This window comes from Streptomyces sp. NPDC004435 (assembly GCF_042873895.1).
In the GTDB taxonomy this organism is placed as follows: domain Bacteria; phylum Actinomycetota; class Actinomycetes; order Streptomycetales; family Streptomycetaceae; genus Streptomyces.
Map to the genome: position 1 here is coordinate 382,418 of NZ_JBIAMB010000008.1, position 11,668 is coordinate 394,085.

Sequence of the window (11,668 nt, forward strand, 5' to 3'; positions counted from 1 at the left end):
TGAGGGCGAGCACCGAACGAACACGACGAGCCGGAGGCACCCGATGACCACCCTCGACCACCGCACCCCCACTACCCCCACCACGTCCACCGCGACGGGCCCCCAGGCAGCCGCCGCCCGATCCACGACCCGCCGCCTGCTCACCGCCGCGGTGGTCGCATCACCTCTGTGGGCGGTCGTGGCCCTGACCCAGGCCGCCACCCGGGAAGGCTTCGACATCACCCGCCACCCCCTGAGCGCCCTGAGCAACGGCTCTCTCGGCTGGCTCCAGATCACCAACTTCCTCGCCGTGGGCACCCTGCTCGTCCTCGGAGCGACCGGCCTGCGCCGGGCTCTGCACGGCACCCCCGGAAGCACCTGGGCACCCCGACTGGTACGGGTGTCGGGCATCGGCATGATCGCGGCGGGCGTGTTCGTCATGGACCCGGCCGACGGCTTCCCGGTGGGCACCCCCTACGGAATGCCCACCGCACTCACCTGGCACAGCTACGCCCATTTCGCCGCGGGCGCGGTCACCTTCCTCTCGATGATCGCCGCCTGCTACGTCCTGGTCCGCCACTTCAGCCGCACCGCCCACCGCGGCTACGCCGTCCTCGCCCGTACGGGCGGCACAGCTCTCCTGCTCGGCAACGCCTGGTCGATGAGCGGCGGCAAGGCGGGCAGCCTGACGCTGGCCGTGGGCGTCATGACCGCCATGTTCACGATCTCCCTGATCGCCGCCCGCTACCGCCGCAGCCACTGAGCTCGACACGGACAGCGGCGCACGCTCCCCGGCAAGGCGCCCCGGCCGCGACGCCCCCGCCACCGGAAGCATCACGCCATCGCAGCAACGCACCGTCCGGCCGCGCAGCACCACCACGAAACACGGTCACCCTCGCAGAAAGCGGCCGGGCCCGGCCGAGTGCGCCCGAGTGCCTCAGCGGGCAGGACTCGGCGTCGGGGCCGGCCCGCAAGGCGGTACATGGGCATGTGCCCAGAGACGTCCGCGTGCCGGCACCGATCGCGTGAACCCCTGGCACGGGTCGGTGAGGCGGGCGGCCAGGATCGGGGCCGGGGCCGGGAATTCCGGCCACAGGCCGCACCGACCGGCAGCGACCTCGTGTACCGGGCCACACGTGAGGTCGACCTCAGGGCAGGGCGGAGGCCCATCGCATCGGCACGGCACCACCGATGAGAAGGAGCAGCATGTCCACCGACCTTTCCGGCCAGGGGCCCCATGCCGCCCTGAGCCGCAGAAGGTGATCCAGGAGCCGGCCGAGTCCGGCTTCCTCGGCGTCCAGCTCCAGGGTGAACGACGAGCGGGGCGAAGGGGCCGGCAGCGCCGGTGTGCGCGAGCTGGGCCAGAACTCCGAGCCGCCGGCGAACGGGCACTTCCGTATCGGCAGCGGCACCGAGAACTTCGCGCGATTCCCTCAGCGAGTGCGACTTCCCCATCGCGGACAGCAATCTCGTACATCCACCGGCCGATCCCCGTGAGCTCCTCGCCCGGCCGCGGTTGCAGATCACGCCGGTCCACATCGCCCAGGTTCCAGTCCCGGATCGCCGAGTAACGCCCGTAGTCGCCTATGGCAACGGTCACCTCCACACCACAGTGAGGGCATTGAAGGCCGTAGAAGTCGTCCGCGAAGTCCCCCAGAACGTTGGCCCAGTGGTACTGCTCCTCGCCGCAAGCAGCGCGCGGAAGGTAACCAGGTAATCAGTTGGCCGCGACTGCAGGTGCCGGACCAGTAGAGCGCCGAACTGGGCGATCACGTCGACGCTCTCAGCCAGCAGTTCGTCGCAGCCATGGTGGCTGGCCGCGCGCTCCATGATCTCGCCGGCCAGGTGGCGTGCCTTCCTGCTCCCCGATGCGAGTCGTACAGTCGGGGCAGGGCAGCAATGCCGGCGGGCGACACCAGGTCATGCTCAAGGATCAGTCGGTGTCCCAGCTCCGTCCACGCTTCGGAGTCGTACTCACGCTCCACCCGAGCGAGAAGCTCAGGGACGCGATCTACGTCAAAGTGACAGTCGTGCATCTGTGCCCAGTCCACCACCCAGGCATTGAATCGCCCCGCGAGCTCCGAGTCGACTTCGGACACTCACGCCTTGTGCGCTCCCGGCCCTCCCGGACACCGGCATCGCCGCCCAGGAGAGTCGTACCGTCGCCGGCGGGATACCGCATGCTTCGAATGACGCTCCCTGCCGACTGAGCAGACTCCGTGGAGGTCGGCGCGGCGTGAGGCGTACGCGAACGACCAGGCCGGCGTCCTCGCTGACACCCCCCGGACCAGCGGCCGTGCTGCCGACAGGTGGAGTGAGCGCGTGGGAGCGGTGCAAGCAAGACCCCTGCAGTACCTGTGTCGCACATCACCCTGCGAATTGATCGATCAGTTCCAATTTTGCCTGATCTTGGTCGTCTCGTGACCGTTCCATTCCTCGGTAGGTTCACAGCTGCGTCACAGCTGTGGCGCAACTCGACGTGACGCACTGAGGAATGATGACGATTCACATACCCGCTCCGGAGGAGCGGGACCGGCCCTGGACGGGGAGAGGCCTGCGGCATATCGCCGGCGGCCTCGCCTTGGTCCTGGCCGTCACCGTGCTGGACGGCGCAGGCCACGCCATCGCTCAGCCGCGGCAGGCGCCTGCGGCCGAGCCGAAGCAGGAGGCGGTGACGCAGGCGGCCGACATCGCGTCGGCGCGCGTGGCCGCGAAGCTGTCCGGCAAGAGGGTCGAGGCGCTCTCCGAGCGGACCGATTCGTCCACCACGTGGGCCAACAAGGACGGCTCCCTCACCACCGAACTGGCCGCCGGGCCGGTGCGATTCCAGGACTCCCTGACGGGCGACTGGCGTGCTGTGGATGTCGGCCTGGTCGCCCGGAGCGACGGCTCGGTCGCCGCCAAGGCGCATCCGGAAGGTCTGATCCTGGCCGGCAGGACCGGTGTGCCCGCGCGCTCGCTGCGCGCGGCCCAGAAGGCGGCCGCCACCGACCTGGTCACGCTCGGCCAGGGAGACGATCAGATCACCCTCCAGTGGCGCGGTGGACTGCCCGCGCCGCGGCTGGACGGCACGCGCGCCACCTACGTGAACGCGGTGCCTGGCGCCGATGTGGTGGTCGAGGCCACCCGTACAGGCTTCGAGCAGTTCGTCGAGCTCAAGCAGAAGCCCACCTCCGACGGCTTCTCCTACACGCTCCCGCTGCGGACCAAGGGTCTGAAGGTCGAGCAGCAGGCCGATGGCAGCGTGCTGTTCACGGACCGGCAGTCGAAGAAGTCCGCGACGATGCCGGCCCCGGTGATGTGGGACGCCTCCGTCGACGAGGTCTCCGGTGAGCACACCCGCCGGTCCAGGGTCGGGATGGAGGTCGTCAAGACCAGGGGTGGCGTCGACCTCGTCATCACCCCGGACGCCGGCTTCCTCGCCGACCCGGCCACCCAGTACCCCGTGACGGTCGACCCGTCCACCTCCGCTCTGGGCAACCTGTTCGACACCTACGTCCAGCAGGGCGAAACGGTCGACTGGTCAGCCGACACCGAACTCGACCTCGGCAACCCAGGGACGAAGAACGCGGACGGCACCTACCGCATCGCCCAGTCGTACATCACCTGGAACAGCGCACCGGTCTCCGACGCCCTGGTCTCCAGCGCCACCCTGAGCCTGTGGAACTTCCACTCCGGCAACACCGACTGCTCCGCACAGCCGTGGGAGGTGTGGACGGCGAACAACGCCACCACCGCCTCCCGCTGGACGAACCGGCCGGCGATGGCCGCCAAGATGGCCACCTCCACCCAGACCAGGGGCAACGCCGGCTGCTCGGCGCAGCCCGACGGGTGGATCAACGCCGACGTGACCGATCTGGTCCAGCACTGGGCCAACAACAAGTGGTCCCACGCCGGCATGGGGCTGAAGGCCACCGACGAGAACGACGTCAAGGAGTGGAAGCGGGTCAACTCCGCCAACGCCGCCTCGAACGTTCCCAAGCTGACCGTCACCTACAACTACCGGCCGCGCACCGGCACCAAGCAGGAGGCCGGCCCGCCGTACTTCTCCTACAGCGGCGCCTACGCGGTCAACACCGTCACGCCGACCCTGCGGGACACCTTCGTCGACGCCAACGGCGACAAGGTCAACGGCACCTTCCAGATCTTCGACAACGCCACCAACACGCAGGTCGGCGACGTCATCGTCTCCCCGTGGGTGAACTCCGGCCAGGTCGCCTCCGTGACCGTCCCGACCGGAGCCCTGACCAACGGCAAGACGTACAGGTTCCGCACCTCCCCCTACGACGGAGCCCACTACAACCCGGGCTGGTCGGCCTGGAAGACCTTCACGGTCGACACCGCCGCCCCCGTCGCCCCCACCGGCATCACCTCGGCGGACTACCCGTCCGCCGCGTGGGTCAAGGGCGCGGGGCAGGCGGGCACGTTCACCGTCACACCCAGCGGCACCGACCACAACTGGCTGGAGTGGTCCCTGGACGGCGTGACCTGGACCAAGGTCGCCACCGGAGGCTCCACCGCCGCCAAGGCCATCAGCGTCACCCCGCCCAAGAACGGCACCCACACCCTCCAGGTGAGGCAGGTGGACAAGGCCGACAACAAGTCGGAGCCGGTCGCGTACACCTTCCACGCAGGCCCCGGCGGATTCGTCCAGCCGAGCGAAGGCGAGCGCACCGCCCGCCGTCTGCCGCTGGTCGCCGAGGCCGACGGCGGCACGTACGACAAGGTCTCCTTCTCCTGGCGCCGCTCCGAGGCCGACCCCTGGGTGACCATCCCGGCCGGTCAGGTCACGTCCGGCGGCACCGCGCTGACCGCATGGCCGGTCCCGCTCAGCGGCGGCAGGAACAGCCCGCTGGTGTGGAACGCCACGGATACGGTCGACCCCGACGGCACCGTCCAGATCAAGGCCGACTTCACGGGCCCCGGCTCCGCGGCCGGTAGCACACAGCCCCTCTCCGTCGTCGTCGACCGCAGCGCGTCCGGTGCCGCGGTGGACGAGATCGGTCCGGGTTCGCTGAACCTGCTCACCGGTGACTACAGCGTGTCCGCCACCGACACCACCCACTTCGACCTGTCGGTGACCCGCACCGCGTCCTCCCGCAAGCCGGACGCCGGCGCGCAGCAGACCGGTCAGGCGGCCATCTTCGGCAAGGAGTGGGTCTCGGGCACCGCCGCGGAGGCCACCAACTCCGACTACTCGCATCTGCGCAGGGTCTCTGACACGGCCGTGGCCGTCGTGGACCTGGAGGGCGAAGAGACCTCCTTCACCGCGAACGCGGCCAGGAACGGCTGGATACCCGAGCCCGGCTCGGAGGACCTGACGCTCACCGGCGGCGTGACCGCCGGCTTCACCCTCTCCGACACCGAGGGAACGGTCACCGAGTTCACCAAGCCGGAGCCGGCCGCGACCACCTGGCAGGTCTCCAGCGCGCTGCTGGACGGCATGGCCCAGACCACCACCACCGTCGTCTCCGAGACGGTGAACGTCGCAGGAAAGACGCTGGCCCGCCCCAAGCGGGTCATCGCGCCCACCTCGGCGGCGTCCGCCGCGGCCTGCACCGCTACGCCCGCCACCAAGGGCTGCCGCGCGCTGGAATTCGTCTACGCGACCACCACCACGGCCGACGCCACCACGCTCGGCGACTTCACCGGCCAGGTGAAGGAGATCCGACTGTGGTCCACCGAACCCAGCGCTGCCTCGGCGACGTCGAAGGCCGTGCAGACCTACCGGTACGACGGCGCGGGCCGGCTCAGCGAGACATGGAACCCGCTGATCAGCCCCGCGCTGAAGACGCAGTACTCCTACGACTCCGCAGGCCGCGTCACCCAGGTCACGCCGTCCGGACAGCTGCCGTGGACGTTCACCTACGGCAAGGCCGGGTCCAGCAGCGCGGCCGGTGACGGCATGCTGCTCAAGGCCTCGCGGCCCGCACTGCGCCAGGGCACCCTCGACGTGGTCGAAGGGACGGCCGCAACCAGCGTCGTCTACGACGTGCCGCTGACCGGCACCCTCGCCCCTCACAAGATGGGCGCCGCCGACGTGAAGGCGTGGGGCCAGACGGACGCGCCGACCGACGCGACCGCCGTGTTCCCCGCCGACGCCACCCCGGCGTCGAACGCGGGCAGCGGCCTGACCGCCACGTCCTACCAGCGCGCCGACATCACCTACATGGGCGTGTCGGGCCGTTCGGTGAACGCCGCCACTCCCGGCGGGCACATCACCACGACCGAGTACGACCGCTTCGGCAACACCGTCCGTGAACTGACGGCGGCCAACCGGGCCGTGGCCCTCGGCACGTCCGCCGCGGACCGCGCCACGCAGGCCGAACTGGGCATCGCCTCCCGGCCCGCGGCCGAGCGCGCCGACCTGCTCACCACCAAGTCCGTCTACAGCGACAACGGCACCCGCGAGCTGGAGGAGTTCGGCCCGCTGCGGCGTGTCGACCTCACCGCGGACCTGAAGTCGGGAACGACGGTCCTGGTGACGGCCGGAACCTCCGCCGTCGCGCGCAGCTGGACCGTCAACGACTACGACACGGGCCGTCCCACCGACGGCACCGCCACGATCAAGGACCAGGTCACCAGGGTGACCACCGGCGCCCAGGTCCGTGAGCACCCCGCGGTCCACGCCGAACAGCGTGTCGCTGAGACGCGGTACGACTGGGTCAGGGGCCTTCCGACGAAGTCCGTCCAGGACCCGGCCGGGCTGGCCATCACCACCACGACCGAGTACGACGCCCAGGGCCGGGTCACCAAGACGTACAACACGGGCAGCACGGGGGCGGACGCGGGCGCCGTGGCGACCACCTACTGGTCGGCCACCGGCACCGGCGCCTGCGCCGGCCGCCCGGAGTGGGCCGACCTGGTGTGCTCGACCGGCCCCGGAGGCGCCGTCACCGGCGGCGGAGGCAACCCGGCGCAGCTGCCGACCACCACCACCCAGTACGACTGGTGGGGCAACGCCACGACCGGCACCGACACCGCCAACGGCGTCACCCGGACGTCGTCCACCTCGTACGACGCGGCGGGCCGCCCCGTCACGGTGAAGGTCACCGGCGGTGTCGGACAGGCCGTCCCGGACGCCACCACCGAGTACGACCCCGCCACCGGGCAGGAGACCCGGACGACGTCGCCCACCGGCGGCACCATCACGAGGGTCTACGACCGTCTCGGCCGAATCGCCTCGTACACGGACGCCGACGGCGGCAGGACCACGACCGAGTACGACTTGCTGGACCGTCCCGTCAAGGTCGGCGACACCGTCCCGTCCACCGTCCTCTACACCTACGACCACACCACCGAGCCGCGTGGCCTCGTCACCAAGGCGACGGACTCGATCGCGGGCGTCTTCCAGGCCACGTACGACGCGGACGGCTCCGTCGCCACGGAGAAGCTGCCCGGCGGATACACCCTCGCCCAGACCGAGGACACCACCGGCACTCCCGTCAAGCGCACATATACCCGTGACAGCGACGGCACCGTGGTCATGTCCGACACGGTGACGGAGTCCGTGCAGGGCCAGACGACCACCCACGCCGGCTGGTCGGACCAGACCTACCGCTACGACGCCGTCGGACGCCTCGTCCAGGTCGACGACACGGTGGAGACGGTCTGCACCCGGCGCACCTACGGGTTCGACAAGCACGCCAACCGCACGTCCCTGACCACCGCCGCGTCGACGCCCGGCATGGATTGCCCCACCACCGGAGGAACCACCAGGACCTCGACGTTCGACAGCGCGGACCGCATCACGGACGCGGGCTACGTCTACGACGCCTTCGGCCGCACCACCGCCCTGCCGGGCGGCGTGAGCGTCGGCTACCACGCCAACGACCTCGCCCACCAGCAGACCAGCGGCTCCAAGCGGCAGACGTGGACCCTCGACGCCGCGCAGCGCTTCCGCGGCTGGACGGTCGAGACCAACAGCGGCGGAGCCTGGTCCCCGACCGAGAACAAGCTCAACCACTACGACGGTGACAACGACAATCCGCGCTGGATCGTCGAGAACACCGCCACCGGTGCCCTGACCCGCAACGTCGACGCCCTCTCCGGGAACCTCGGAGCCGTCACCAGCGCCACCGGTGACACGGTTCTCCAGTTCACCGACATCCACGGCGACGTCGCACTCCAGCTCCCGCTCAACGCGGGCGAGGCACCGATCGTCCTCGACACCGACGAGTACGGCAACGCGCGCGACAAGCAGCAGGCCGTGCGGTACGGCTGGCTGGGCGGAAAGCAGCGCTCCAGCGAGACGGTGGCCGGCTTCACCCTCATGGGCGTACGCCAGTACAACCCCGCCACCGGCCGCTTCCTGTCCACCGACCCCCAGCAGGGCGGCAACGCCAACGCCTACGAGTACTGCTCGGCCGACCCGGTCAACTGCTACGACCTCGACGGCAAGTGGGGCTGGAAGAAGCTCTTCAAGAAGGCCAAGCGCTGGGCCTGGCGCAACAAGTGGGACATCGCGCTCACCGCGGCGGGGTTCATCCCCGGTCTCGGCGCCGCCGCCTGGGGCTATCGGGCCTACCGCGGCTACCGCGCCCTGCGGGCGGCACGCACCATCGGCCGCAGCTGCCGCGGCAACTCCTTCCTGCCCGAGACGCCGGTCGTCATGGCCGACGGCAGCACCAAGCCGATCGGCGCGGTGAAGGTCGGAGACCTGGTCAAGGCGGTCGACGAGATCACCGGCGAGACGAAGGTCTCCCCGGTCTCCGACGTGATCACAGGTCACGGCGTCAAGGACCTGATCACCCTGTCGGTGGACGCGGACGGCGACGGCACGTCCCGGAAGATCACCGCGACCGCCCAGCACCCCTTCTTCGTCCAGGGACGGGGATGGGTCGACGCCACCCAGCTGACCCCTGGCTCCCGCCTGTCGAACTCCAGCGGGCGCGCCCCGACGGTCACGGCCGTCGAGCGTACGCAGGCCGTCCGCACCGTCTTCAACCTGACCGTCGCCGGCACCCACACGTACTTCGTGGCCGTCGACGGGCGGTCCGCGCTCGTCCACAACTGCTCCCGCAACAGCAGCAAGTGGTTCAGCAGCAAGCGGAAGGCGTACCAGCAGCGCAGGAAGGACCACGAGCGTCTGAGGCGGCAGGGCTACTCCTGCGAACTCCGGGGCCCGTGCAGCAACGGCGGCCACGCGCATCTGACGTGGAGCAAGAACGGCCGGTGGGGAACCATCCACTACCGTTGGCACGGCCGGGGCCGCGGCCGCATGGGGTGAGGTGAGACCCACCGAACCGACCTGACGAGAGCCGTCCCCTGACCAGGGGACGAGACGGCGGGGCCGCACTGCGGCCCCGCCGTCACCCATGGGGAGTGCAGATGAGTGGAATGAGCGCCAAGGCCACGATCAAGGACGTGGTCATCGCCTATGCCGTCCTGGTCGACGAGAGCAACGACTGCGACGCCCTCGACGAGGTGGTGGTGGCCGCGGACAGCTGGAGATCGGCCACCGACCTCATGCGTGCCTGCGGATACCGAAAGGTTCCCCGGCGCCCCGCCCGCAACGCCATCGACGACGACGTCGTGGAAGTGGCGTTCGCGAGGCCCGGCACGGTGTTCCGCAGGCGTTTCGGCAGCAGCGCGCCGTGGGCCTGGAACTCCCACGGCGAACAGGAGTGAGCCCATGGACGTACCGATCGCCATGGAGCAGCTGATCGCCGCACTGCGGCGACACGCCTGGTTGATGTCCGAGCCGGCTCCGGAGGGAGAAGCCGGCATCGACGCCTTCGATGCACTGCGGTCCGCAGCGGTCGCCTACGGCAGAACGGTCCGTGAGGCAACCGGCTGGGACAGTCCCTTCGACGAACTGGAAGAGTTCGAGGAATTCGGCGGCGCCGCCGACCAGGAGCAGGATTCGACACGCCCCGACCGACCCGGCGACTCGGGTCGAGCCACGGAGACCCACCCCGACACCCGCTTCGTGGTGTCCGGATCCTGGGAGTTCGAGGTGACCGATCCTCGCCTCTGGTCGGACTTCGTCGCGCGGCAACCCGGCGCCGCCGAACTGTTGGATGGCGGTACGCACATCCCAGCGGCCGAAGCCGCCGCCGCCCTCCTGGCCGGCGACGCCCTCTCCCGGCTCCTCGCCCCGCACGGGGCGGTGCTGACACACGAGGAGTGGGGGGTCAGCGACACCCTTGACGAAGACCCCGACGAGGACTCGGACGAGGACCCGGACACCTGCATGGACGAGCCGGGGAAGCGCTGATCACCTGCCTCCACGTCGCGGCCCCGCACGAGCGCGGATCGCCGCCGACCGGTCGCGGAGGTGCCGGCACGTCCGGATAGGCTGGGCGAGCTCCGGGGAACCGGAGCCCGATCATTGATGGGGGGACCATGCCGAAGCACCGGCTGTCCAGAAAAGGCCGCACCATAGCCCTGACGGCGGCAGGTGCCGTCGGCGTGGCCACTGCCGGGATCGCGGCGCAGACCTCGATGGCCGCGTCCGCGTGGCCCGCGCAGAAGACCTACACCGGACGGGCGTTCGACGCCTGCACAGCGCCCTCGCTCACCGCGATGAAGGCGTGGAAGAAGGACGCCTACTACGGCGGCGTCGCCGTCTACATCGGCGGCAAGAACCGCGGCTGCGCGCAGCCCAATCTGACGAAGTCCTGGGTGAAGTCCGTCGACACCCTCGGCTGGCGGGTCATCCCCCTGTATGTCGGAGCCCAGCCGCCCTGCCAGAAGAGCCGGAACAAGGAGAGGTTCACCGCGGCCACCGCGGCCTCGACCGGCGTCGCCAACGCCAACGACGCGGTAGCCAAGGCGGCGGCGCTCGGAATGAAGGCCGGCAGCCCGATCTTCCTCAACATGGAGTCGTACGACATCGCCGACAAGGCATGCAACGATGCCACCCTCACGTACGTGCGGGCCTTCACCAAGACCCTGCGCGCCAAAACCTACCGCGCCGGCCTCTACGGCTTCAGCAGCTCCAGCGCCCACGCGATCGCCACCGCCGAGAACCGCACCGACCTGCCCGGCAACCTCTGGTACGCCCGGTGGAACGGCCTGGAGACCACCACCAAGGACTGGCCCTGGAACCCGAAGCTGTACACCGACCACAGCCGCGGCCACCAGTACAAGGCCAACAGCAAGGAGACCCGCGGCGGCCACACCATCAACATCGACCGCAACGCCTGGGACGCCCCGGTCGCCATCATCGGCTGACCGGCTGACCGGCTGACCGGGTCGTGAGGCATCGAGTGCGGCCGGCCGCACGAGGGCGGGACGCAACCGCACCGCCCGAAGCCACCGGCCGCGAGGGTCACCGATCGGAGGGGTGTTCAGGGAACATTGCGGTCATGGCCACTGAACATCCCGCCGAGCCGGGCGGTGCCGGACGTGACCGGCTCGCCAGGTTCTCGGATCGGGGCCTCCGGGAGGACCCAAGCCGCCGCGATGGTCATGCCTGGGCGCGAATCCGGCCATGCGTGCTTCCCTTGCGGGGTGGCCGCCGCATGCGCGCGGGTGCTCCAGCAGGTTCGCCAGCGGGTCTGACAGCGTCTGGCCCGCCCCTGTACCGCCGCTACTGTGGCGTTGGGCCCGCAAGGTCACGACTGGTCAAGTCCCCTTCCTGCGGGCCCGTTCCGGCCCCCGCCCTCCCCGTTGCGGGGGGGGGGGGGGGGGGGGCGGCCCCCCCCCCCGCCGGGCGGGAGTGCGCGGGGGGAAAGTTGGGTGG

6 protein-coding genes are annotated in these 11,668 nt (G+C 70.3%); 5 read left to right on the forward strand and 1 reads right to left on the reverse strand.

Annotated features, from left to right (window positions below):
• The first annotated feature begins 43 nt into the window (after positions 1-43).
• A complete protein-coding gene (locus ACFYT9_RS17640) occupies positions 44-742 on the forward strand; it encodes a DUF998 domain-containing protein (RefSeq protein ID WP_389164602.1) in 699 nt (232 codons plus the stop codon).
• A 385-nt stretch (positions 743-1,127) separates the two neighbouring features.
• Here the strand turns inward: ACFYT9_RS17640 and ACFYT9_RS17645 are convergent, their stop codons facing one another.
• Positions 1,128-1,391, reverse strand: a complete 264-nt coding sequence (locus tag ACFYT9_RS17645) for a hypothetical protein (RefSeq protein WP_389164605.1) — start codon at positions 1,389-1,391, stop codon at positions 1,128-1,130.
• 1,085 nt (positions 1,392-2,476) lie between these two features.
• On the opposite strand from ACFYT9_RS17645, the gene ACFYT9_RS17650 reads away from it, so the two are divergent.
• The 4 genes from ACFYT9_RS17650 to ACFYT9_RS17665 all read left to right on the forward strand — a co-directional run bounded on the left by ACFYT9_RS17650 (position 2,477) and on the right by ACFYT9_RS17665 (position 11,157).
• Positions 2,477-9,208 (forward strand): polymorphic toxin-type HINT domain-containing protein, encoded by a 6,732-nt coding sequence (locus ACFYT9_RS17650; protein ID WP_389164607.1) that lies wholly within the window; start codon positions 2,477-2,479, stop codon positions 9,206-9,208.
• Positions 9,209-9,309: 101 nt separating this feature from the next.
• Positions 9,310-9,609 carry a hypothetical protein gene (locus ACFYT9_RS17655; RefSeq protein WP_387280356.1) on the forward strand — a complete coding sequence of 100 codons (300 nt, stop codon included), beginning with the start codon at positions 9,310-9,312 and terminating at the stop codon, positions 9,607-9,609.
• Positions 9,610-9,613: 4 nt separating this feature from the next.
• Positions 9,614-10,198, forward strand: a complete 585-nt coding sequence (locus ACFYT9_RS17660; protein ID WP_389164610.1) for a hypothetical protein — start codon at positions 9,614-9,616, stop codon at positions 10,196-10,198.
• Between the two features lie 128 nt (positions 10,199-10,326).
• Positions 10,327-11,157: a glycoside hydrolase domain-containing protein gene (locus tag ACFYT9_RS17665; protein WP_389164613.1), complete on the forward strand. Its 831-nt coding sequence runs from the start codon at positions 10,327-10,329 to the stop codon at positions 11,155-11,157.
• Positions 11,158-11,668 lie beyond the last annotated feature (511 nt).

What these genes read in the sequence shown, in the direction of transcription:
- ACFYT9_RS17650 (WP_389164607.1), top strand. Translation starts at nt 2,477, where the DNA reads ATGACGATTCACATACCCGCTCCGGAGGAGCGGGACCGGCCCTGGACG.
- ACFYT9_RS17640 (WP_389164602.1), top strand. Translation starts at nt 44, where the DNA reads ATGACCACCCTCGACCACCGCACCCCCACTACCCCCACCACGTCCACC.
- ACFYT9_RS17665 (WP_389164613.1), top strand. Translation starts at nt 10,327, where the DNA reads ATGCCGAAGCACCGGCTGTCCAGAAAAGGCCGCACCATAGCCCTGACG.
- ACFYT9_RS17655 (WP_387280356.1), top strand. Translation starts at nt 9,310, where the DNA reads ATGAGTGGAATGAGCGCCAAGGCCACGATCAAGGACGTGGTCATCGCC.
- ACFYT9_RS17660 (WP_389164610.1), top strand. Translation starts at nt 9,614, where the DNA reads ATGGACGTACCGATCGCCATGGAGCAGCTGATCGCCGCACTGCGGCGA.